This is a genomic window from Methylolobus aquaticus, from assembly GCF_054172105.1.
Genome location: NZ_JBSYXP010000014.1, coordinates 93,990 through 117,939 on the forward strand (window position 1 = coordinate 93,990; position 23,950 = coordinate 117,939).

Genomic DNA, 23,950 nt, shown 5'->3' on the forward strand with positions numbered 1-23,950 from the left:
AATCGACTTCCCGCACCGTGTTCTGCGCCCCCGGCAAAGGCGCGTCGGCACTGTATGAAGCCCGACGTGCCGTGGTTGAACAGCCAATACCCTCCATGACGAGTGCCCCCGTGTCCCATCGCCCCCAGTTGTTGGTCGTCGACGACCTGCCCGAAAACGTCGAGGTCATCGGCGAATTTCTCGCTCCCGACTACGACATTCAGTGCGCCTTCTCCGGTCCCGAGGCGCTGGAGCTGTTGGCTCAGCACACACCGGACCTGATCCTGCTGGACGTCATGATGCCCGGCATGGACGGGTATTCGGTCTGCGAGGCGCTGAAGCGGGACGCGCGCACGGCAGGGGTTCCCGTCATCTTCGTCACGGCGCGTAACGACGCCGACAGCGAGACCCGGGCCCTCGCCGCAGGGGGCGTCGATTTCATCCACAAACCGGTCAACCGGGATGTGGTGCGCGCCCGGGTGGGAGTGCATCTGGCACTGCGGGAACGGGAACGACGGCTTATCCGGCTCAACGACGAGTTGGAGCAGCTCAATGCCGAACTGGAGGAGCGGGTGGAGGAACGCACGCAGGGCCTCCGCGATGCCATGATCCAGGCGGAGGCGGCACACCGCGCCAAGAGTCTGTTCCTGGCGAACGTCAGCCACGAACTGCGGACACCGATGAACGGTATCCTGGGTTTCGCCGGACTGCTGAAAGGTCAGCTTGGAGAACCCCGCTTGCGCGAGCACGTCGAGAAGATCGAGCAATCGGGACTGCAGCTGATGGGCCTCGTCAACAGCATCATCGATGTCGCCCGCCTGGAAGCGGGGAAGGTCCACATCCAGTCCGAGCATTTCGTGTTGCGGGCGATATTCCAGGCGGTCGCAGCGTTGTGGCGCGGCCGCGCCGAAGCCAAAGGGCTGGAACTGTCCCTGGAGATCGATCCGGACTTGCCTGCAATCCTCGTCGGGGACGCCGTGCGCCTGGGTCATGTCCTGCGCAATCTGGTCGGCAATGCGATCAAGTTCTCGTCAACAGGCCGCGTCACGCTTCGCGCTGGCCTTGTAAGGGCGATAAAGGAAACCGTATCGGTCCGGTTCGAGGTGGAGGACGAGGGCATCGGCATCGAACCCGAGCTGCAATCCGCGATCTTCGGACTGTTCGAGCAGGGCGACAATTCCAGCACGCGACGTTACGAAGGCGCCGGCCTGGGCTTGGCCATTTGCCAGCGTCTCGTGCGCCTGATGGGAGGCCAGATCGGCGTCGACAGCACACCCGGCGCAGGTAGCCGGTTCTGGGTCAGTGTCTCGCTGAGGGTGGGCGATCCGTCCCGAGCCGATCCGGAGCCGGCGCAGTTGACGGAGAACGGAGATGCCACAAGCCGGGCCGCTGTGGACCGGGTCGACTCCGCTGCGGCGCAGGAAATCGCCCATCGTCTGGAAGGACTGCTCGCAGCCGGGAACTTCGAGGCGGCCGTGATCTGGTCGCACACGACGGCGGCGTTGAATCCGATCCTCGCCGACGCGGCAACCGCATTCAACGCGGCAATGGAAAATATGGACTTCGACTCGGCCCTGCAGCACCTGCGCAACGCCTTGGGCCGCTCTCCACAACGCTCCGGTAAAACGGGAAATGGCAAATGAGGGGGCTGCAAATCACCTTGCCCAAGGGACAGAGACGGTGAGCCATCGAAGCGGCGCGGCGGCTGAACGCGTCGTCCCGCAGCCAACCCTGGACGCCGGAACAACCCGCACGGCGGCGATACTCGACTGGCTGCTCGCATCAATGATGGGCCTGATGCTGCCTCTGGCCCCGATCGCCGCGAGTGTCATCGCCCGCGATGGCTCTTATCTGCGTCGCTACGGCGCAACCATGGCGAAGGCGGCCGGTCACTTGCGGGGACAGGTCAAGTCGCGCGCGTTTTCCCGCTACCTGCTCTACGACGCCAATGCGACATCGACATCGGATACGGTGGTTGGCCAATGCACACACTGCGGCAATTGCTGTTTGCACCGTCGGTGCATTTATCTCGACTGGAGTCCGGAAGGCGAATCGCATTGCCGCATCTACAACAGCGCGTTCTGGAAGGCGCTGGCCTGCAGTCGTTACCCGGAAAGCCGGCAGGACATTGTGTTATACGCGTGCCCGAGCTTCTCGGCCGGCTCGCAGCCCGCGCCGCTGTCGTCGCAGGAGAAGCCCCTGACGTCCGGCTCGGGAGAGGTTACGTTACGGTGGCAGTGTGTCCCGGATTCCAGGCCGCGTTCGGAGCAATGAAGCCCAGACGCCATCACCCGGTCGTCAGGCAAGGGTCGGTTGGGACCGCTGGTACACTGGCGAACTTGCAACCCATCGATCCAGCACCTGGACAAGGTTCGGCAATGCGAAGGGCTTCGAGACATAATCGTCCATCCCGGCCGCCCGGCACAGTTCCTCGTCGCCTTTCATGGCGTTTGCCGTCATGGCGATGATCGGGAGATGCGACCCCGGCGCTTCCTGTTCGCGAATCCGGCGCGTGGCTTCGAACCCGTCCATCTCGGGCATCTGTACATCCATCAGAACGGCATCGTAGCGGCGCTTGCCGATCTGCTCGATGGCGCGCAGGCCGTTTTCGGCCAGATCGACGGCGTACCCGGCCTTGCCCAGCAGAATCAGGGCCAGCTTCTGGTTGACCGGATTGTCTTCGACCAACAGCAGATTCACACCTCGCCTGCCCGGCGCATGAAGATTCGGGGCCGGAGACCGTCGCGTTTCTCTGACAGCGGACCGTCCGAGCGTCGCCTCCAGCGTGCTCCGCAAGGTCTGGAGCTTGACCGGCTTGAGCAGGTAGGCCTCGCAGCCTCTCGCCCGCAACCGGTCCGCGTCACCACGCTGACCCATCGAGGTCAGGACGATGACCCGAGTCGCAGCCAGGTTAGGATCATCGCTGATCTTGACGAGTGTCTGTTCACCATCCATCTCCGGCATCTGCATGTCGAGCAGCACCAGATCGAAGGGCTGCCCCGTGCGACAGGCCTGCCGCAGGATTTCCAGAGCCCGGCCGCCACTGTCGACCGTTTCGACGCGGCAGCCGAAGCCTTCGAGCATTCGGGCCAGGATCACGCGGTTGGTTGCATTGTCGTCCACCCCCAGGACACGCAGGCCCTGCAGCGAGCTGGCACCCGAAGCCACGGTTTCGGGAAGCGGGCGTTGCGCCGTGTCCTTGGCAAAGGTCAGCGTGAAGGAGAACCGGCTGCCGCGGCCCGGCTCGCTGTCGAGTTCGATCCGGCCGCCCATCGCCTCGACCAACTGCTTGCTGATGGCCAGACCCAGGCCTGTGCCCCCGTAGAGGCGCGTCGTCGAACCATTGGCCTGTGTGAAGCGCTCGAACACGTCGGACTGGCGGTCGCGCGGAATCCCGATGCCGGTATCGACCACCGAGAAGCCCAGCGTCTGTGAGGACGGCGTTTGCTCAACGAGTTGCGCGGACACCATGACTTCGCCGGCATTGGTGAATTTGATCGCGTTGCCGAGCAGGTTGATCAGGACCTGCCGCAGGCGCGCAGGGTCACCGAGCAGGCTGGCCCCGAGTTCCGGCTGCACATGGCAGATCATTTCCAGCCCTTTCGCCTGGGCATGATTCGCCAGCGTGTAGGCAACGTCTTCGACGATGGCTCTGGGCTCGAAGGGAATGTGCTCCAGACGGAGGCACTTCGCCTCGATCTTCGAGAAGTCGAGGATATCGTTCAGCAGGGTCAGTAGGGCTTCGGCACTCTGCAGGGAGGTCGACAGATAGTCCCGCTGCTCGACCGACAACGCCGTGTCGAGTGCCAGTTCCAGCATACCGATGATCCCGTTCATCGGCGTACGGATCTCGTGGCTCATGTTGGCGAGGAACTCGCTCTTCGCGCGATTCGCCTCCTCTGCCTGCTGAGCCGCGCGGATGTGATCGCTGACATCGTGAAAGATGGTCAGCGAACCGGCCCACTGGTCAGCGACATACACTGGCGTCGAAGAGATCTCGACGTCCACGACGGACCCGTCCTTGCGCTTGCGCTGCGTCACACTGCGGACGGTCTTCTGGTCGCGTATCGATTGCGCTAGGCTCGCGGCATCTTCCGCTCCGCCCGCCGGCGCACGAATCACGGCGTCGAGTGCCTGCCCTAGCGTCTCGCCCGGAACGTAGCCGAAAACCCCCTCGAATGCCGGGTTGAGTGACTTTATCCGGCCCAGCGGATCGGTCACGGCAATGGCCGCAGGACTGTATCGTTCCAGCGCTTCGCAGAAGTGTGTCTGGTATTCCAGCGCGTTCTCCGCCCGTTTGCGTTCGGTGACGTCCCGGAACAGGTACACGGTCCGCGCCTCACCCTGACTGCTGGGAATGATTTCCATCGACACCTCGAAGATGCCATGCAGCAACGGTAGGTCGACCTCGCCGGGAGACAGAGCCGAGAACGGTCCATCCGCCCCGCGGCCGAGCAGCTGCGAGAAATCCTGACCTATCACCTCCTGGAACGTGGCGCCGAGTTGCCGCACAAAGGACTGATTGGCACGCAGTATCCGGCCTGACCCGTCGATGACGACGATGAGCTCGGCGATCGTATCGAAGGTTCGTTCCCATTCCCGCTTGCCTTCTCCAATCACGGTATCGAGTTCGCGATAGACGTCGCGGTCGAGATCGCGCTGTCGACGCAGAGCATCGACTCTCCCCTCCAACTGCTTGATTCGGAGTTGATACCCCTCCAGCAAGTGCCGCTTGCGGTCGTTGGCCCAGCCGAGGAAACCGAGGCTAAAACCCCAGAACGGCAGGACCGACAGTGCCAGCCAGTGGGCCAGTGTCTGCGCGGGCCCAGGCGTCGCGGTCATCGGCTCGTCGAAGCCGGGCACCATGAAGTTCAGCGCCAGGCCGCACAAACCTCCGGTCACGGCCAACAGCGCATAGCGAAAGCCCGCCCGTGAACACACGCCGGCGTAGTGGGACAAGGGTGGATGCGCAGCATTGATGGAGGGATGGCTGAACATGGCGCGAGCACCTGGGTAGTCGGTCGCCGGCCGCTGGCCGGCGGAACTGGGCCGCGACGATTACCGGGTGATCCCGCTCGCGAGACCCAAGGTCTTGGGCGAGGGCTTGGGCCCTCACGCAGAACTATAGTAAGGAGCGCTTGTGGGAGAGACGAGGCGGCACGGCCCTATGGCTGCCCGGCGCCGTCCGCACGTGACCATCCGAGCGATAAGACGAACATTGATCCGGCGCGGCCGCATCCCGGATCAAGGAAGCTCGAATTCGGACGATGCGGGGGGAATGCCTGCTTGACGAAACCAGTCGTCGCCGAGCAGCGACTCAGCCGGCTGGCGGCACGGCAGATAGGTCCGGCGGGAGGCCGGAGCGTCCACGACAATACCTTCCTTCTGGCCCCAGCCCCGCCCGATCGCCGTAAAGAGGGTATAGGTATACCCTCCGCGTTCGAAGCGGATAAATGCTCCACCACCCCCGGAATACATCAGGGAGCTGGCCTCGAAGTGGACCGACGGTGCGGTGGGGCGCTCGGGATAAACCAGCTCCGGCGATCGACCGGGGCGCCCGATCCGATAAGTCAGGGACACCGGCGCCTGCGCCGTGCCCCGACTCGCGCAGAGCGAGACAAGCTTCCGTGTCAGGGGACACGAAAACACGACCTGCTCTGATTTCGAGCACAGCGAAGGCGCGGCGTCGGCGCCGCAGGACAGGAGCGCCAGCAAGATGACCGGCACGACCTTCACGGGCGGCTTCGTTCTCATCGTCTCGACTCTATGCGGGCCCCCATTTCCGGAGCATACAACACCGGTTGGTCTCAGCCGCAACCAAATCCGCCCTCCCCGCCCCCAGGGTAAAGGCCCGCCCGGGAACATGGCCAACGTGCTCCGCCATGGGTCGTCACTGCCGTTCCCGCTCCTCGACGGCGTTGATCACGCTTGCGAGGAAACGATCGTGCCGCCAGCCATGGGCTTGGCGCGTCAAGCCAAGCCGCACGACCACCAGTTCATGCGAGGGGACAACCGACACGAATTGCCCCTCATGACCAATCGCATGGAAGGTAACGTCCGGCAGCGCGGCCGGACCCTCCGGGTCCTGATAGTACCGCGGAACGCGCAGCCACAGGTGCGCCCCGAACTCGCCATCGGGCGATTGCGGTGTCGGCGTCCGGCTGTAGGCGACCCAGCCTTCGGGCAACAGGCGCCGGCCCTGCCACACGCCGTCATTGAGGAACAGCATTCCGAGCCGGGCCCAGTCGCGGGCACTGGCGTACATGAACGAGGATGCCACAAAGCTTCCGGCCGCATCCGGCTCCAGCGTCGCCGTCCGCATGCCGACGGCGTCGAACAGCAGACGTCGGGGCGCGTCCCGGTAGGCCGCGTCCCCAAGCCGGGCTCTCAGGATGCGCGACAGGATGTTGGTGGTTCCGCTGGCATACTGCCAGCGACTGCCCGGCGTCGCCTCCAGTGGCTGCGATGCGGCAAAGGCCGCGCCGTCGGCGCGCCCGAACAGCATCTGCATGACGTCTTCGAGCGGGCTGCTGTACGTTTCGCGAAACCGGAGGCCACTGGTCATCCGCAGCAACTGAGCGATGGTGATGTTGCCGCGGGGATCGCCGGGCCTGGACCATTCGGGGACTGGCGCCCTGTCATCAACGGACAACACGTGCTGCCGCACCAGAACGCCGAGCAAGGCATTCAGGGCCGTCTTGGCCATGGACCATCCGGCCAGAGGTGTGTCCGGGCCAAAACCGGCCGCGTACCGCTCGGCCACGATGCGACCGCGATGAATGATGACGATTGCCCGGGTCCGCATCGACGGACCGTCCGGCGGCTCAGCAAAGGCCGAAGCCAGCAGCGACGCCGACAGGGTACCGCGCGAATCCTCGGACAAAGCGCCGTCGTCGGGGGCCGACGGAGGCAACGAACCCCGCGACGGATTGGCCGGTGCCTGCGGCCGGGGTTCGGCCGCGGCATCGACGAGGGTGCAGCCGGAACCCGGGCGATGAACCGCGACGCGCAGGAGCGGCCATCGCCACCCCGCGTGCGCCCGACCACGCACCGGATCCACGCCCACGGGAAATCCGGCCAGCCAGCGATGGTGGTCCAGCGTAAGATCGGTGGCAATGACATCTGCCGGGGCCCGATGCGAGACGAACACGCCCGAGCACAGGATCTTGGCCTGGTAGGCCAACAGCAAACGGGAGACACTGAATGCGTACCATGCGGCCAGACCGGCGGCCAGCAGGACCAGGATCCGCAGAAGCCTGCCCCAGGGCCGGCGGGACGGGACTACGATCGGGGAGCCAACAGGCATCAGTTGCAGAGGGAGAGGTCAGATCGACCACTGGCGTTGCGTGGATCGCGCCCGTCTGGCGCCGCGCGGTCGGCTCAGCCGCCCGATATCTGCGAGCCCGGCTCGACGCCGCTGTCGCCGGTCGGATTCTGCTCGATCTGGGTGATGACCTCGTCTGAGGCATAGAAAAGCCCACGGCGATAGAATTCCGCCGCACCTGCCGGATCGCCCGATTTCAGCAGCACGTCGCCCATCAGGCGGAAGCCTTCCACGCTCTCTTCCAGGGCGAGGCTGCTTTCCAGATAGCCGCGCGCCTTCGGGAGATCGTCGGCCCGCAAGGCCAGCTTGCCCAGTATCCTCAGCAGCACCGGATCCTTTTGGTGCTTGGCATACCAAGCCTCGGCGCGGGCCAGTTGGCCGGCTGCGTCGGGCAGCTTCATGGCGCCGTACAAGGCCAGCAGCGTATCGTTCCATTCCTTGGTCAGCGCCGCCCGCAAACGACCTTCGATATCTTCCGCCGCGCCCGCTTCGATCATTGCGGCGAAGAAGAGGGTCTGGATGCCCTGGCCGGCTCGGACGTGCTCCGGAATGGTCTTCCACAAGGCCTCAAGCTCCTGCGCTTGCCGTCGCTCCGCCGTACTTCTGAGCAGCGCCGCGAACGTCGATGTCTCTAGCAGCTTGATCTCGGCCTCCATCATGACCTTGCTGGAATGCAGGCTCGGAATCAGCCGGCGCAGACCCTCCCAGTCTTCCATTTGCGCATAGACCTGATGCTGCAGACGCAGCACGGCTGCATGGCTGGGCGCGATCTTCTCCAGTTCCGTGAGGCTTTCCAATGCATCCTCGAACTGCTGGTTCGAGAGCTGGAGCTCGGCCCGGATCAATCCCACGGCGAACTCAGCCTCGGGCACGTTTTCGTGCGCGAGTTTCAGGTATTCGTCGCGCTGCTCGATCGCACCGCGGGAATGGGCCGCACGCGCGGCCGTCAGATAGTTGATCAGGGGCAAACCGCTGTCCGCGGCATGCCGGATCAGATTACGCTCCGCCTTTTCCCAGTTTCCCTCGGCGGTCTCGATCAATCCCGAGATCAAGGCCTGATTCGATCGGCGAGTTCGCTTCTCTCCCGTGCGCCGCCGGAGGATGGTCGGCAGCCGCAAGGTCTGGATCACCAGCCGAATACAGGCATACAGGGCGATGAACGCGAAAAAGAGCGCGGTCGCAACCACGAACAACGAGGTTTCGAGCGCCCACCCGCCATAGCCGACGATGACGTAGCCCGGATCTTCCGACGACGCCAGTTGTGTGTAGACGTAATAACCACCGCCTGCAGCCAGCCCGACCGCAAGAAGCAGCAGGAGCAGTTTCCTCAAGGTTGAGCTCCAGTGCCCTGCGGCTTCAGCTCCGGAACCGACGGCTTCTTCGCTTCGTCGGCCTTGAGGCGCAAGCGCTCGATATTGCGAATCAGGCTTAGCGACTTGCTGATGTCCGGCATCGGAACCCGGATCGGCTGCTGAAGAAATTCGTTGAGCTGCGCGTCGGCATCGCGGGTCGCCGCGGCCTGGTTGTCGAAGTTGTCTCGCAGGAATTGTCGGGCCGATTTCAGGTTGGCCTGGTACATCCCCTCGTCCCCCCGCAGCAAGGCCGCACGCGTCATCTCCAGTTTGAGCAGCAGCACCTGGCGAAGGCCTTCCACCTCCTCCGGAGTCAGCACCGACTCGATCGGCCGGTCGGTCCGCCGGATCGTCACGAGATCCTTCAGCGCATCGAGGGCGGCATCGATACGGCCGTCACTCTCTTCAGTCTCTGCGGCGGGCGTTTCAGCCCCGGCGGTCGGCGGTTCGGCCTGGAGCGGTTTGGGTTTGAGCGCCGACTCCGCGCCGGTGGGCGCATGCGGCAGGTGGAGAGGAATTTCCCGGATCTTGGCCTCCAGCGCGAGAATTTTCGCGGACAACCCGACGATATCCGGAGCAGCCATGTTCTTCAGCAGATTGATCTCTTCCGCGAGGGCCTCCCTGACGGGAAACACGCCCGGATCGCCACTGTCGTGCAGCCGCTGGTCAGCCGCTTCCATCGCGGCCAGCACCGCCTTGACATCGCCGACCAGATGCAGCTTCTGGTTGGCGACGCTCAATAGGTACTCGGCATCGGCGACCAGCACGTCGCCGCGCGTTCGGCTCAACTGTCGTTGGATCTGATCGACGGATTTGCTCAGATCGGCGCGAGCGGATTCAAGGCGTTCCCCAAACGTCGACGACTGTTCGCTCAGAACCCGCTCGATCTTGCTGTCCTCGGTTGCCAGCTGGGTCTGGAGCCCCGCGACCTGGTTGTGCAAGGTCGCCAGCTGTTGCTGGAGGCTGCCCAGTTGCCGCGTCAGCTCGATCACTTGCTGATCTTCCTTATTCAATTCCCCGCCCAGTTCGGAGCGGAATGACTGAATGAGGAAAAATCCGCCGATCGCCAGCAGCACGACGATGACCAGCGTCAGATAGCCGATCCAGGTACCCGCGGAACGGCCCTTGGCCTTGGCCGGCTTTTCTTCCGACGGCGGGGGCTCTATCCCGGATGAGTCATCGGCAGAGTCGTTTGCGAAGGCGGCCAGTTGCTCTTCGCTCAACGGCGACTCGTTTTCCTCGTCGGCCACAATGCTTGTACCTCTGTTGTTGTCCGGCATCACAGTCTCGTCTGCCCGGTGTGGGCCAGGCAGAGCAACGCGTCAAAAAGCCCCTGGTCTGATGCCTCGGTGGCCGCAGCGACCGTTTGGCATCCCAGATTCCGGGCCAGGGACGCGATGCGCTCGCCGATCACCGCAAGGGGCGTCCTGACCAGCAAATCCCTATTTGCCGGGCCAAGCAGCCCGGCCAAGTGCTCCAAACCCTCACCGCTGGTCAGGATCACCGCATTGATCCCGCCTTCGCGCCATGCCGCCAGCAACGGCGCACTGTCGGCCCGAACCGGGACCCGCCGGTACACCTCGGCGTATTCGACCTGCGCTCCGCGCGCGCGCAGAGCGTCGGCCATCAATTCGCGGCCGCCGCAACCACGTACGATCAGTAGGCGCTGTCCGCTCACACGGTCGAATGCGGGGGCCTCCAGCAAAGCCTCGCTATTAAACTGCGCTTTCGGTTGCAGGTCCACTCTGGCCCCGCAGGCGAGCAATGCCTCGGCAGTGCCGCGACCGACCGCCGCCACCTGCGTGCCGCCGGGCAGAACCGGCCAGCGGCAACCGAGCGCAGCCGCGTAACGCACCGCGTTCGCGCTGACAAAGATGAGCCAGTCCCAGTCTTCCAGGTGCTGCAGCGCCAGCGCGGCACCCTGCGGATCGTCGCAGGGCTCGATCGTCAGCAAGGGAAAGCGGAGGGGATGGCCACCGGCGGCTTCGATCAGGGCGCACAGGGCCTCGGCCTGATCCTGTGGCCGGGTGACCAGCACAGTCCAGCCGTGCAGCGCTCCGCTGCCGACCGCGGCAGCTTTCACACGAAACCCGCTGCCCGCAGGATCTCACCGGCACCCTGCGCCAGCAGGTCGTCGGCAACCGCCACGCCCAGTTCGTTCGCGGTGGCGCGGGTCGCCGTCGCTTCCGCCCGCAGAACGCGGGTCCCGTCGGGCGCGGCAACCAGCGCGCGCAGGCTGACCCGATCGCCGTTGACTGTCGCGAAACCGGCAATAGGCACCTGACATCCCCCCTGCAGCCGCCGGTTGACTGCGCGCTCCGCCGTCAGGCAAATCCCGGTGTCATCGTCGTGTAGACCCCGCAGCAGCGCGTGAGTCGCGTCATCGTTCTGCCGGCATTCGATGCCCAGAGCACCCTGACCGATGGCCGGCAGACTGACGTCGGGTTCCAGAGTCTCGGTAATCAAATCAGCCATTCCCAAGCGTCTCAGACCAGCGGCGGCCAGGATCAGTGCATCGCACTCGCCGGTGTTCAGCTTGCCGAGACGCGTGTTGACGTTGCCCCTGAGATCGAGCCAGCGCAACGCCGGAAAACGGGCGCGGAGCTGGCACTGGCGGCGCATGCTCGAGGTGCCGACGACCGCACCGGAGGGCAGTTCGGCCAAGGCTGCATACTGCGTGGCAACGAACGCATCGCGCGGATCCTCGCGCTGCAGTATGGCGGCGATATGGAGTCCATTCGGCAAATCCACCGGCACGTCTTTCATTGAATGCACGGCGATGTCGGCCTCTCCTGCCAACAGGCTTTGCTCCAGCTCTTTGACAAACAAGCCCTTCCCGCCAACCTTGGCCAATGGCGCGTCGAGCAGTTTGTCGCCGCGCGTCACCATCGGCAAGAGTTCGATCGCCAGCCCGGGGTGCAGGCTGCGGAGCCGTTCCGCGACATGCTCCGCCTGCCAGAGGGCGAGCGGGCTGCGGCGGGTCGCAATGCGAATGACTGGGTTCAAGGCGGTAGGGCCACGCTGGCGCTAAAAAAACCGAGATGTTATCAGATCGACCGCCTTCGAGGCGTTGCACGGTACGCAGTGCCGGGACCGCCGCGTCCTTGCTGGCCGTCGGCGAAATCCGATTCCGGAATTTCCCTAGTGGATCCCGAACAGGCCTGCTTCCCATGAGATGCCAACCGCCGATATCCGATCCGCACAAAAGGAATAAACCGGTCACAAAAAACGGGTCAGAAAGTAGTATCGACAAACCGCGATTCGGCTGGGTTACAATCGCGCCGGGCGATGACTGGGCGATGGGAAAACTGGAATGGGTCTGCAACCCAGATACTGGCGACGACCTTAATGGACTTGCCTGCCCGAACCGGGCTGTCCGTTTGATGTAACGGTCTGCCCGAAATAGCGATTCTTTAGAACCAAGGGGAGATAACATCATGCCTTTATTGAAGCGGTGTGCGGCTGAAGTTTTGGGGACTTTCTGGTTGGTTTTCGGCGGGTGCGGTAGTGCCGTACTCGCCGCTGCCTTCCCGGACGTCGGGATTGGCCTGCTGGGCGTTTCCTTCGCCTTCGGCCTCACGGTCATGACGATGGCCTTCGCCATCGGCCACATCTCGGGTTGCCACCTCAATCCGGCCGTATCGATCGGATTGGCGGTCGGCGGACGCTTCAAGACCTCCGAGCTTCTCCCTTACATCGCCTCTCAGGTCATTGGCGCGATCATCGGCGCTCTGATTCTGTACATGATCGCGAGCGGCAAGGTGGGCTTCGATCTGGCGGGTGGCTTCGCATCCAACGGGTATGGCGAACATTCGCCGGGCGGCTATTCGCTCGGCGCCGCGCTGCTGGCAGAAATCGTGCTGACCTTCATGTTCCTGATGATCATCCTGGGCGCGACCGACGCACGCGCGCCGGCGGGCTTCGCTCCGATCGCGATCGGTTTGGGACTCACGCTCATCCATCTGATCGGTATCCCGGTCGACAACCTGTCGGTCAATCCGGCCCGCAGCACCGGTCCGGCGCTGTTCGTCGGCGGCTGGGCCCTGGCGCAGCTGTGGGCCTTCTGGGTCGCACCGATCATCGGCGCAGCACTGGCTGGCGTGACCTACAAATGGCTGGGCGCGCCCGAAAAGAAGTAATGGCCTAGCCTCGGCGACTGGGCGCGTGGGTGGGGGCACCGACCTTCACCCGCGTGCCGGCCCTCAGCCTTCGCGTTTGGTTTCCATTCGGGATAGGCTACACGGCGACCAGAACCGTCCCTGACCCGATTCGCGCGGGCGCAACCCGCCCAATTCACTGCGGATCGCCCACCGGCGCCGCATAGGCATCGAGCACCAGTGCCTCGACATTGCTTCCGGTCAGCGACTTAAGGAAGGCGACCAGAGCGCCGATTTCGGCGTCATCCAGTCCCAGCGGCCGTATCAACGCATCGAGCGTTTCGCCCGGCACTCCGCCGGCGTTGTAGAACCTCACCACCTCTTCCAGCGTCCCGAAACTGCCGTTGTGCATGTACGGGGCCGTCAGCGCGACGTTGCGCAAACCCGGCGTCCGGTATTGCCAACGGTCGACCGGATTTTGCGTGATTTCATAACGCCCGAGATCCGCCGGCTTCGGTGCCGCCACCTGCTCGATCAGGCTCCGATCCACATCGAAGGCCACACCCGGTGCAACCTGCACCCGCTGCGTTTCCGGCTCGCGTGCCATGCTGTCGCGGTACCCGAGGCCCGTGCTGTGGAACTGCTGGTCGGTGAACAGGGCCGAGGCCGAACCCAGGGTATGGCATCGCGCGCAACCCGCCTTGCCGGTGAACAGTTCGAAGCCGCGCTTCGCTTCCGCGGACACGGCGGCCTCGTCCTGTCCAAAATGCCAGCGATCGAAGGCAGACGCACCGGAGATCAGCGTCCGCTCGTAGCTGGCGAGTGACTGACCGACGGTTTCCATGGTCGCCGGGCGGCCGAAGGCTTTCTCGAACAGGCCGCGGTAATCGGGCAAGCGCTTGAGCTTGTCGACGACGAAGCCCACCGACGGATTCGCCATTTCGTTTTGGGCCAGCAACGGACCCCACACCTGGTTCTCCAATGTCGATTCGCGCCCATCGTGGAACAGCCGATCGAGAAACGCGACGTTGTAGATCGTCGGAGCATTGCGGCGGACCGTGCGTCCTTCGATGCCGATCGCCATCGCCTGCTCCTGGCTGGTAAAGCCTTGCTCCGGGATGTGGCACATGGCGCAGGAGAAGGTGTTGTTGAGCGACAGGCGGCGGTCGTAGAACAGTTTCCGCCCCAGCAAGATCTTGTCGCGCGTCAGCGGATTGTCCGCCGGCACCGGCAGTGGTGGCAGGCCCGCCACGCGCTTCCGCGCCATTGCCAGCAGATCGGCCGGCTTGCCACGCCGCTGTTCCATGGCGACAGACCGGGTGCTATAACCGGCATCGGCATAGCCGGTCTTGTCGTCCCCGGCCCGCAGGCGGTCGGCCGCGGACAAGGGACTCGCCGCTGCCGGAACCGACGCGGGAACCGGCTCCGAGCCGCTGGCGAGCGTCTGCAGGTCGGCGAGGATCAGGTCGGCGTGCAGCACGCCCGCCGTGTAGACATTGCGGATATCGCCCTGGCGGTCGATCAGCAACACCCGCAACAGGTGCGAAAACTGGCCGGTGAGGCGACCTTGTTCGTCGCGTTCCTTCTCGACCGGCTGCTGGTAGGCGGTCAGCAACGGCTGCAATGCGGCCTCCGAGCGGGTGGTCAGGAAACGCCAGTCGACAGCCGGCGAACTCGCGTCGCGCTGCGCGCGGGCGATGACTTCCGGTGTGTCGTGCTCCGGATCGAAGCTCAGACTGATCAACCGCACCTGTCCGGCCAGTCCAGGCATGGCGGCCAGACGGGCCTGCAGTTGATGAAACACGGCCATCGCGAGAGGACAGCCGTTGACATCGTTGCAACTCGAATAGATGAAACTCAGCAAGACCAGTCGGTCGCCGAACAGGCTGCGCAGCGGGACGTCGCGATCGGCGGAATCGACGACCGGCCCATCGGCGGCCGGCCCGAGCGAGGGCAGGCCATACGTACCGGGCTGGGGAGGAACGTAGGTCAGCGCCTGATAGCCGGGAGCCAGCGGCGTCGTGTCGGCCGGCAAGGGACCGGCCGGCAGCAGGACCAGCATTGCCGTCGCGAGGCCGATCGACACCCTGCGGGCGATCGCCCGAACGGCGCGAGCGGGAAAGGCGTTGCGCAGGGCAGCCATAACAGTCTCCGGTCGAACCGGCCTTCCAGGATCAGGGACGCGCTGCGGGCGCATCGCCGCATTTTCGCAGCGATCGCCCGCTCGGGGAACGTCCGGACTCAGCGCGCGTCGGCCAGTTTCGCGCCAGCGTTCGATCCGGCGTACAGCGCATAGGCGCCGAAGCGCATCTGGTGCGGCCGGCCCAGCTTTTCCTTGTAGAAATCGATCGCGAACTGTTCCTTCAGGTCCTTGCCGTCCCAGTGGTAGAGCTTCAGGAACTGTTCGTTGTCCGCGCCCTTCTTGTCCCAGTTGGCCAGCAGCGAACTGGTGTAATACAGACGCTGACCATCCCAGCTCGACGACACCATGTTGACCTGGGCACCGATCTTCTTCTCGTAGATTTGCACCGGTTTGTGCGGATTGCTGATGTCGAACAGCCGCGTCTTGCCGTCCATGAAGCTGTTCACCCACAGCCGCGTGTCGTCGTTCGAGATCGAGATGTCGACCGGCAGCGGAATCTTGGACGGATCGCCGATGTCGGCCACGGCCTTGGCCTGCCATTCGCCCTTGTCGTCCGCGTGGATCAGCCAGATCTGCGAGGTCAGCGCCGTGGTCGTGAAGCAGTAGTCATGTGTCTCACCCCAGGCGCAGCGGATTTCCAGTGGCGCGCCGGGCACGTCGAACACCTTCTTCGGCTGCTTGGTGTGCAGATCCCAGGTCACAACGGTGTTGCCGAAGCGCTTCATCGCTTCCGGGTCGGCCAGCATCTTGCCGAAATCCATCATGTAGTTGGTCCAGCCGGTGAACGAGGAGGTCACCAGCAGGTTCTTGCGCGGCAGTGCACGCACGTCGTAGTTGTAGCCGTCGGCGTACTTGCCGGTCTTGAGCGCACCCTGCAGATCGCTGTCGGTCGGCATCCAGTGCGTCGCGATGTATTCGCCAGCGTTGGTGTATTCGACCAGCGCCGTGCGCCCGCCGTGATCCTTGTTGTTCGACAGGCCGGTAATGATCATCCGCCCCGGCAAGGCATACATCGTGTGGGGGCCGACCACTCCGCCGCTCTTCGCGACGAAGTCGGTGATCGTCTTGACCAGCTTGGGCTTCCCCGGCTCCGAGCGGACGTCGAACACGAAGATCTTGCTGGTATCCAGCCCGCCGGCCCACAGGAATTGCCGGTCGTCGGTGAAATCCGAGTGGTGGGCCTCGTTGCGCCCGCCCACCGACAACGTGTGGACGACCTTGCCGTAGCTCGGCGATTTCGGGTTCGTCGCGACGGTGACCAGCTTGTCCTGTTCGTCGCCCACGCCCTCGGCGCCCAGCGTCCAGACGTAAACGTAATCCTCCTGACCCGTGATCTTCTTCATGTACGGGGACGCGCAGGTCTCGTCGGCATACGACGAAGCCGGCACGCCCGCCCCGGCGACGAGTCCGGCAAGCGCCAGTGCGGTGACGGCGGAGCGACGGGTGCCGCGTGGCGGCGTTTTATTGTCTTTCATGTAGGCATTACCTCTTCGATGGCTGGTCATCTTGTTTTCGTATCGGTGTGTCCTGCGTGGCTCACAGTCGACAGACACTCGCGCCCCGCGCAGGCCGGAGCGCGAGCGCGCTTCAGCCTTCCGCGGTCGCCGGGTCGATGACGGTGCGAATCTGTCGAATGCTGTTGGCCGGGAAGCCACCCTGCTCCGCGTGCTCGCGAATCATCGCCTCGCTGGGCGCCAGGTAGACGCAATACACCTTCTCGTCCGTGACATAGCTCTCGATCCACTGTATCTGCGGACCCAGGTTCTTCAGGATGCTGCACGACTTCTGCGCGACTCCCTGCAGCTCCGCGGGCGTCAGTTTGCCGGCTCCGGGAATCTCGCGTTCGATGATGTACTTCGGCATGGCGTGCTCCTCAGGTTGTGGCGGTCGAAACCGCAGCGATGCAACTCCCCCCGATAATGAGCGGAGTGTAAACGAAACCGATATGACCGGTCGTCTCGAAATCGCGTAAAAAAATGTCAGGCCCGGAAGTCGTCTCCGAGCAGCGTCCGGCAACACTGCTCCAGCGGCGCCGTCGACCGCTCGATCTTCATCCGCAGCAGGGCGCCTTGCCAGGCATTCACCAGCAGATCGGCCATCTCCAGGGCGCTTCGATCCTGACGGTAGGTGCCTTCCGTCTGTCCCTTCGCGATCAGGGCCGCCAGCATGTCGCGGTACCGATCGAGGGCGCTCTTCAGTGCGATGCGGCAGGTTTCGCTGGTATCGCCGATCTCGCCGATCAGGTTGCCGAGCAGGCAACCGCCCTTGAAGTCCCGGCGCCCCACTTCGGCGATCTGATCGCGATAGTACAACTCCAGCGCAGCCGAACCGCTCAGGTCCGGGCGCTTGAGATAGGCGTCGAGTTGTTCGATGAACGGCTCGATGTAATGCCGGATCGCCTCGGCACCGTAGTGTTCCTTGCTGTCGAAATAGTTGTAGAAGGAGCCCTTGGGCACACCGACCCGCTGCAGGATGTCCTGTAGCCCGGTGCCGTGGTAGCCATGCTCCATCAGCAGAGCCACCCCCTCGTCCAGGAGCTTCTCTTTGGTCAGTTGTTTCGCGACCTTGCGCATGGCGAAGGATAATATGACCGGTCGTCTCATTTTGCAAGCATCTCCTTCCAGTGAGGTGTTCGCGACGGCCGACCTCAGGAAACTTGACCCGACATTGGCCCTGGAACAGGCAGCCGGACCGGCGTTCTTGGCTTACAATCGCATCGCTCCGCCGGAGGCAAGGGCGCCGCGCCAGCGGTACCGCGCCATCCGGCCCCTCACGCAACGGTCCGACCGAAACCCCGGGGGACCACGGCTGAGCACCGCCGAATCAGAACACCAACACTCGAACATGTATTACCTGGAAGCCAACCGAGATTACCGTAACGACTCCCTGCGCCATGGCGCCGACTTCTCCGAAGAGGAGATTCACGTCGACACCGCCAAGCATTACGACGACTGCTACTGGGACTACCGGACGGCCTGGTTTGACAACGAGAACCTCGCACTGCACTACGGCTATTGGGAAGACGGCATCAAGACCCACAGCCAGGCGCTGCTGAACAAGAACCGCATCATGTGCGCGATCGCCGACATCAAGCCCGAAGATCATGTGCTGGATGCCGGCTGCGGGATCGGCGGCAGTTCGATCTGGCTGGCCAAGAACATCGGGTGCCGCGCGACCGGCATCACGGTCAGCGAGCAGCAGGTCGAACACGCCCGGCGCAACGCTGCACGGCACGGCGTCGCCGACAAGACCGCCTTCGAGGCGGCCAATTTCTGCCAGACCCCGTTTCCGGACCAGTCCTTCGACGTGGTCTGGGCCGTCGAAAGCAGCTGTTATGCAACCGACAAGCGCGACTTCTTTCGCGAAGCGTACCGGGTGCTGAAACCGGGTGGCACGCTGATCGCTTGCGACGGCTACGCAACCCGCCGCGAATTCAACGAAGAGGAATGGCGAGCCGTCATGGACTGCCTGAACGGCTGGGCCGTGCCGAACCTCGCAACCGTGGAGGAATTCGAGTCCGGCATGCTCGAATGCGGATTCCGGAACGTGCAGATTACCGAAGCAACGAAGGAAACCATGCCTTCGGCACGCCGCATGTATCTGACGGCCTTGTGGACTTACCCGATGCAGCTGACGATGCAGTGGCTGGGATTGCGCAAGAAGGCCCAGACCGCCAATTTCAAGGTGGCCCTCGCCCAATGGAAGGTGTTCCACGGCGGTTTGGTCAGATACTGCATCTTCCGCGCCGAAAAGCCCCGTTAACGATAACGGTCGCGGGGCGGGGTCATGCCCGCCCCCCCCGCCCTGCTCAGCCCGCGCGCAACGCGGCCGCCGCCTGGACCATATTGCGGAGCGCCTGCTCCGTTTCCGGCCATCCCCGCGTCTTCAGGCCGCAGTCCGGATTGACCCACAGCCGTTCCGGCGGGATCACCTGACCGGCCTTACGCAACAGCGCCACCATGTCAGCCACCGGTGGGACACGGGGAGAATGGATGTCGTAGACACCGGGCCCGATGTCGTTGGGATAGTCGAAGGCCTGGAACGCATCGAGCAGAGCCATATCCGAACGCGAAGTCTCGATGGTGATGACATCCGCATCCAGGTCCGCGATCGACGGCAGGATGTCGTTGAACTCCGAGTAGCACATGTGGGTGTGTATCTGCGTTGCATCCGCCACGCCTGCCGAACACAGGCGGAAGGCCCTGACGGCCCAGGCCAGATAGGCCTCCCAGTCCGCGCGCCGGAGCGGCAGACCTTCCCGGAAGGCCGGTTCATCGATCTGAATGGCGGCGACACCGGCCCGCTCCAGATCGGCCACCTCCTCGCGCAGCGCCAGTGCGATCTGCAGCGCGGTTTCGGCTCGGGGCTGATCGTCGCGAACGAAGGACCATTGCAGCATCGTCACCGGACCGGTCAGCATGGCCTTGACCGGCTTCGAGGTCAGAGTCTGGGCATAGCCGATCCACTCGGTCGTGATGGGCCGCGTGCGCGCGACGTCGCCAAGGATGATCGGCGGCTTGACGCAGCGCGAGCCGTAACTCTGGACCCAACCGTTTCCGGTGAACACGAAGCCGTCCAGCGCCTCCCCGAAATATTCCACCATGTCGTTGCGCTCGGCCTCGCCATGGACCAGCACATCCAGACCGATCGCTTCCTGCTTTTCGATGGCGAGGTGAATGGCGGCCCGCATGCGCTCCCGATACCCGGATTCGTCGAGATCGCCCCGGCGGTAGGCCGCGCGCGCCGCCCGGATGTCCGGCGTCTGGGGAAAGGAACCGATGGTCGTCGTGGGCCATGATGGCAAGCCGAGGCGCGCGCGCTGCGTCTCGACCCGTTGCGTGAACGGCGAACAGCGCTGCAAATCGGCCTCCCGAACCCGGCTGGCCGCAGCGCGCACCTCGGGCCGGCGAACCAGCGGCGACAGAGCGCGATCACGCGCGGCACGGGCTGCCTCCTCGAGTTCGGTTCGAATGGACTCACGTCCGAGGCGCAGGCCGCGGTCCAGTATCGCGAGTTCCTCCAGCTTCTGCCGGGCAAACGCCAGCCAGGGCCGAACCTCGCGATCCAGTTCCGTCTCCAGTTCGAGATCGATAGGAACATGCAGCAGCGAACAACTGGGAGCGAGCCACAGGCGCTCGCCCAGCGTGTCCTTCGCCGCTTCGAGCATCGGCAGCACGCGCGTGAGATCCGTACGCCAGATGTTGCGCCCATCGATGCTGCCAATCGACAGAACCTTGTCGGCTGGAAAATCCGGGACGAAGACGTCGACCTGTTCCGGTGCGCGCACGGCGTCGATGTGCAGCCCCGCCACGGGCAATGCCTTGAGCCGGTCGGCATGGTCGGCGACCGAACCGAAATAGGTCGCCAGCAGCAAGCGCGGCGAATCAGGCGCCAGATGAACGTAGGCAGCGTCCAGTGCTTCCCGCCATGGCGGCGGCAGATCCAGCGCCAGCGCCGGTTCATCCAGCTGCACCCACGCCACCCCGCGGCTTTTCAGAGCGACCAGCAGTTCACGGTAAACCGACAGCAAGCGCGGCAACAATTCCAGTCGATCGAATCCCGCCTCCTTCTCCTTACCGAGGTACAGGTAGGTCAACGGCCCGACCAGCACCACCTTGGCATGAAAACCCAGCCCCTGCGCCTCTGCCACCTCATCGAACAACCAGCGCTGATCGAGCCGGAACACGGTGTCGCGCCGCAGTTCCGGCACCAGATAGTGGTAGTTGGTATCGAACCACTTGGTCATTTCCATCGCCGGTTGAGCGTCCGTGCCGCGAGCCAGCGCGAAGCAACCGTCAAGATCGACGGTGTCCCCAAGACCGAAGCGCGGCGGAATCGCACCCAGCAAGGCCGTCATGTTCAGCATGTGATCGTAGTACGCGAAATCGCCGACCGGGATCAGATCGACACCCGAGCTCATCTGCAGGCGCCAGTGTTCGGCCCGGATGCGCCGGCCTGCCTCGCGTAGCGACGCCTCGTCGGTGGCGCCTTTCCAGTAGGACTCCAGGGCTCTTTTCAGCTCCCGGCGGGCGCCGATGCGGGGGAACCCGAGATTGTGCGTAACGGCCACGATGTGATGCTCCTTACGATAGTGTGGAAGAGCTGGCATCATCGGGTGGCCACGAATATTATTCAAACTCATTATTTTCACTTTATCCATCGAAATCGCTCATGCCTCAGTCCCTTTTGGAGCTCCGCCACCTGCAGACCCTGCTGGCGCTGGTAGAAACCGGAAACGTTTCCCGGGCCGCCGCCCGCGTTCATCTCACCCAGTCGGCGATCTCGCACCAGATCAAGCAACTCGAGGACCACTATGGCACCGCACTGTTCGAACGGAAGACCAAGCCCCTGCGCCTGTCGGCCGCGGGACAACGCCTGCACAGCCTCGCCGAAGTCGTCATCGCCCTGGTCAAAGACGCGGAAAGGGACGTGCATCGCATTGCCCAGGGCGAATCGGGTCGGCTGCGCGTCGCCGTGGAATGCCATACCTGTTTCGATTGGCTGATGCCATCGATGGACACGTTCCGGGAACACTGGCCGGAGATCGAGCTGGATCTGGTGTCCGGATTTCATGCCGATCCGGTCAGCCTGCTGCTGGATAACCGCGCCGAATGGGTCGTCGTCTCCGAACCGAAGCCCCGCGCAGGGATCGCGTTTCATCCGCTGTTCGGCTTCGAGATCGTCGGGCTGGTGTCGCGACAACATCCTTACGCCGCCAAGCCGTTCCTGAACCCTGAGGATTTCGCCGCGGAAACCCTGCTGACCTACCCGGTACCGGACGACATGCTGGACATCGTGCGCAAGGTCCTGAAGCCCCTGGGGATCGAACCGAAGCGGAGGACCAGCGAGCTGACGGTCGCGATCCTGCAACTGGTGGCCAGCCGACGGGGCATCGCGGCGCTACCGAACTGGAGCGTGCAGCCTTATCTTGAGCGGAACTACGTGCGGGCCAAGCCGATCGGCAAAAAGGGTCTATGGGGCCAACTCTATGCCGCAACCACCGAATCGATGGCCGAACTGGCCTACCTGAACGATTTCCTGGCGACCGTGCGGGAGACGAGTTTCAGGAGTTTGCGCGGAATCGTGCCGATCTGAGGGGCATGCTTCCGCTTCGGGTGGACTCGCGGCGCGACGAAAGCCGCGACCGTTCGCGCCCCTTCGGTTGTCCGTCTTTCGCGACAGGATGAACAGATAGGGTATCTTTCTTCGCGCCAAGCAACCGCGCTGAATCGCGCAGCGCTGGTCCTCACAGATCCTCGGTCACACCTTTTCCCCGGAGAACGCCAATGCAACAGACCAGGCAAACCCTTCTGATCGCGGTTGTGATCGCCCTGACGGGCCCCTGCGGGGCCATCGAGATCAATGCCCGCAACCCTCCGCCCGCCGAGCTCTACGGCACCTACGGCCCGCGGGGCAATTGCAGCGCCAGTCCGCGGGTGAGCGTCGACGAAACCGGGCTCTACGTCGTCATCGGCCAGACCCGCGGGCGTGTGGACGGGCTGGATCTTTGCCTAAGCTGTGCTGGCGGTGCCCGGTACGAAGGTATCGAGCAATGGCTGTCGCCGCGGGTCGAGGCCGCGCAAGGCTACGCCGTGAACTTCCGTTTCAATGCCGACGAGAAACCCGGCCAGTTGATCGTCAACGACACCGGTGACACGGCGCTCGGTCCGAACCTCAAATCGGTGGTAGCGGCCTCGCCCTACCAGCGCTGCGGACCGCCCACGCGCGGAAAGCCCGCACGGTAAACGACAGACCGCCGGCCCGCTCCGAAGCCTCCAACCGCGTGAGGCTGACCAACCGGGACCCGTCCACGCACACAGTCTGTGTCGCGCGAACATGACGGACAGCGCACGCAAGAGCCTTGATGGTCGAACCTCGAGCCGAAGCGGAAATCCACCGAACCGGACGGTTGCCATGTGCCAACGGGCAGCCAGTCAGCGCGACTTAACGCCCCAGTCGAACTCGCGTACCTGCTCCAGCTCCTGGGAACCTTCCGGGCGACGAGTTTCAGACGAGTTTCAATGGCGTGCGTGGGGTCGTCCCGACCTGAAGCGTGTGACGCCCGCACCGGATTTGTTCGACAGCCTTTAATCGCCTGCCCGTTACGACCGATTAGGGCGCTCGAAATAGCGTCCCGCATGACCGGCACACTCTCAGATCCGACGACCCCGCGTGCGACTATCCAAATCGATTACGTGCCTAATCCGTTAGTTTATTAACGTTTGCAAAAGCTTGTTGACAGATAACGGGACATCGCTTTAGGTTGTCGAGCCGGTAATTCAAAGTAGTTAGGATTAGCCCCAACGTAAAACAGCTTTAGTTGGAGACCCACAAGGGGGGAATGCCTATTCTGCGCAGGCAGAACGCGTGATCAAGGAATTACCGCATCGCTGATTTGCTCCGCCGACGATACTGAGTAAGTGCGGCTTAGACCCAACGGGTTCAGAGCCTTCACATCTCCGACCGCTGAGGAGCACTGGGTGAAAAGCGTTTAACCATACGAACGATAGGGGAATAAGGCATGAATAAAGTCAATCGAATCTCGTCGGCATTGATCGCGTTGGGCATCACTTTCGGCAGCGGTGCGGCCTGGGCCAATCCCGAAGCCGGCGGAGACTACGCCCAAAGTACAACCTCGGTCGTTATCGACAGTTCGAGTTCCGCTACCCCCAACATTTTGCGCAGCGTGACGGTCGTCTGTCCCGTAACGGGCTTTCTGCTGGCCCAGGCTGATGCGCAGTTCGGGATGAATTTCACCACCGCAGGTGTCGACGGCATCTTGGCCTACGGCATCAGCCGCAGCGCTGCCCTTGATTTCAATCACTACCATTACCTTCAAGGTGGCTCCACAGGGGGATTCCAGTACAACCCAGGCTCAATCCAGCGTTTCGACACGTGTACTGCGGGTCAGTCCATTACCTACCGCTTCGTCGCGTTCTTGAATAGCGGGCTGACGACGTCCACTTATGCCTGGCAGCCCAAACTGTCGGTCATTCATTTGCGCGACCGGTATTGATCAGGTCCTTAAACCATAAGTCGACCCGCGCCGGCCGCA

The 23,950-nt window shown here is 63.7% G+C and carries 19 protein-coding genes; 7 read left to right on the forward strand and 12 right to left on the reverse strand.

The annotated features are described in order from the left end of the window. The first annotated feature begins 95 nt into the window (after positions 1-95). Together ACW73L_RS17380 and ACW73L_RS17385 are read left to right on the forward strand one after the other, a co-directional pair. Positions 96-1,622 (forward strand): hybrid sensor histidine kinase/response regulator, encoded by a 1,527-nt coding sequence (locus tag ACW73L_RS17380; RefSeq protein WP_498923843.1) that lies wholly within the window; start codon positions 96-98, stop codon positions 1,620-1,622. Positions 1,623-1,659: 37 nt separating this feature from the next. Further along, a complete protein-coding gene (locus ACW73L_RS17385) occupies positions 1,660-2,253 on the forward strand; it encodes a hypothetical protein (RefSeq protein ID WP_498923844.1) in 594 nt (197 codons plus the stop codon). 24 nt (positions 2,254-2,277) lie between these two features. On the opposite strand, the gene ACW73L_RS17390 is transcribed toward ACW73L_RS17385, so the two are convergent. The 7 genes from ACW73L_RS17390 to hemC all read right to left on the reverse strand — a co-directional run bounded on the left by ACW73L_RS17390 (position 2,278) and on the right by hemC (position 11,661). After that, complete coding sequence (locus tag ACW73L_RS17390; RefSeq protein WP_498923845.1) at positions 2,278-4,977, reverse strand: hybrid sensor histidine kinase/response regulator; 2,700 nt, start codon at positions 4,975-4,977, stop codon at positions 2,278-2,280. 246 nt (positions 4,978-5,223) lie between these two features. Beyond that, entirely contained in the window at positions 5,224-5,733 is a 510-nt protein-coding gene (locus ACW73L_RS17395) for a hypothetical protein (protein WP_498923846.1), read from the reverse strand. 136 nt (positions 5,734-5,869) lie between these two features. After that, positions 5,870-7,285, reverse strand: coding sequence for a serine hydrolase domain-containing protein (locus tag ACW73L_RS17400; RefSeq protein ID WP_498923847.1), 1,416 nt, complete (start codon positions 7,283-7,285; stop codon positions 5,870-5,872). Between the two features lie 74 nt (positions 7,286-7,359). Further along, positions 7,360-8,634 (reverse strand): heme biosynthesis HemY N-terminal domain-containing protein, encoded by a 1,275-nt coding sequence (locus tag ACW73L_RS17405; protein WP_498923848.1) that lies wholly within the window; start codon positions 8,632-8,634, stop codon positions 7,360-7,362. Next, complete coding sequence (locus ACW73L_RS17410) at positions 8,631-9,935, reverse strand: uroporphyrinogen-III C-methyltransferase (RefSeq protein ID WP_498923849.1); 1,305 nt, start codon at positions 9,933-9,935, stop codon at positions 8,631-8,633. The genes ACW73L_RS17405 and ACW73L_RS17410 overlap by 4 nt, the downstream gene beginning before the upstream one ends. Then, positions 9,935-10,738 (reverse strand): uroporphyrinogen-III synthase, encoded by an 804-nt coding sequence (locus ACW73L_RS17415; RefSeq protein ID WP_498923850.1) that lies wholly within the window; start codon positions 10,736-10,738, stop codon positions 9,935-9,937. The genes ACW73L_RS17410 and ACW73L_RS17415 overlap by 1 nt, the downstream gene beginning before the upstream one ends. Continuing rightward, on the reverse strand, positions 10,735-11,661 hold the full coding sequence (gene hemC / locus ACW73L_RS17420) for a hydroxymethylbilane synthase (RefSeq protein WP_498923851.1): 927 nt from the start codon (positions 11,659-11,661) through the stop codon (positions 10,735-10,737). Before hemC ends, ACW73L_RS17415 begins: the two co-directional genes overlap by 4 nt. A gap of 440 nt (positions 11,662-12,101) precedes the next feature. On the opposite strand from hemC, the gene aqpZ reads away from it, so the two are divergent. Beyond that, on the forward strand, positions 12,102-12,794 hold the full coding sequence (aqpZ, locus tag ACW73L_RS17425) for an aquaporin Z (protein WP_498923881.1): 693 nt from the start codon (positions 12,102-12,104) through the stop codon (positions 12,792-12,794). Positions 12,795-12,948: 154 nt separating this feature from the next. On the opposite strand, the gene ACW73L_RS17430 is transcribed toward aqpZ, so the two are convergent. The 4 genes from ACW73L_RS17430 to ACW73L_RS17445 form a co-directional block, all read right to left on the reverse strand. Then, positions 12,949-14,895, reverse strand: coding sequence for a cytochrome c peroxidase (locus ACW73L_RS17430; protein ID WP_498923852.1), 1,947 nt, complete (start codon positions 14,893-14,895; stop codon positions 12,949-12,951). Between the two features lie 98 nt (positions 14,896-14,993). Beyond that, entirely contained in the window at positions 14,994-16,370 is a 1,377-nt protein-coding gene (gene mtoX, locus ACW73L_RS17435) for a methanethiol oxidase (protein ID WP_498923853.1), read from the reverse strand. A 112-nt stretch (positions 16,371-16,482) separates the two neighbouring features. Beyond that, the gene (locus ACW73L_RS17440; RefSeq protein ID WP_139559655.1) at positions 16,483-16,758 is read right to left on the reverse strand and encodes a DUF4242 domain-containing protein; all 276 of its coding nucleotides are present in this window, start codon (positions 16,756-16,758) and stop codon (positions 16,483-16,485) included. A 116-nt stretch (positions 16,759-16,874) separates the two neighbouring features. Continuing rightward, a complete protein-coding gene (locus ACW73L_RS17445) occupies positions 16,875-17,498 on the reverse strand; it encodes a TetR/AcrR family transcriptional regulator (RefSeq protein WP_498923854.1) in 624 nt (207 codons plus the stop codon). Positions 17,499-17,739: 241 nt separating this feature from the next. On the opposite strand from ACW73L_RS17445, the gene ACW73L_RS17450 reads away from it, so the two are divergent. Then, positions 17,740-18,657, forward strand: coding sequence for a methyltransferase domain-containing protein (locus ACW73L_RS17450; protein ID WP_498923855.1), 918 nt, complete (start codon positions 17,740-17,742; stop codon positions 18,655-18,657). Between the two features lie 46 nt (positions 18,658-18,703). Here ACW73L_RS17450 and metE read toward each other — a convergent pair whose 3' ends face one another. Beyond that, complete coding sequence (metE, locus tag ACW73L_RS17455) at positions 18,704-21,004, reverse strand: 5-methyltetrahydropteroyltriglutamate--homocysteine S-methyltransferase (RefSeq protein ID WP_498923856.1); 2,301 nt, start codon at positions 21,002-21,004, stop codon at positions 18,704-18,706. 62 nt (positions 21,005-21,066) lie between these two features. Between metE and ACW73L_RS17460 the strand changes: the two genes are divergently transcribed. The 3 genes from ACW73L_RS17460 to ACW73L_RS17470 all read left to right on the forward strand — a co-directional run bounded on the left by ACW73L_RS17460 (position 21,067) and on the right by ACW73L_RS17470 (position 23,911). Continuing rightward, positions 21,067-21,990: a LysR family transcriptional regulator gene (locus ACW73L_RS17460; protein ID WP_498923857.1), complete on the forward strand. Its 924-nt coding sequence runs from the start codon at positions 21,067-21,069 to the stop codon at positions 21,988-21,990. Positions 21,991-22,181: 191 nt separating this feature from the next. Then, positions 22,182-22,640 carry a hypothetical protein gene (locus ACW73L_RS17465; RefSeq protein WP_498923858.1) on the forward strand — a complete coding sequence of 153 codons (459 nt, stop codon included), beginning with the start codon at positions 22,182-22,184 and terminating at the stop codon, positions 22,638-22,640. Positions 22,641-23,416: 776 nt separating this feature from the next. After that, positions 23,417-23,911, forward strand: a complete 495-nt coding sequence (locus tag ACW73L_RS17470; protein ID WP_498923859.1) for a hypothetical protein — start codon at positions 23,417-23,419, stop codon at positions 23,909-23,911. The last annotated feature ends 39 nt before the right edge of the window (positions 23,912-23,950 follow it).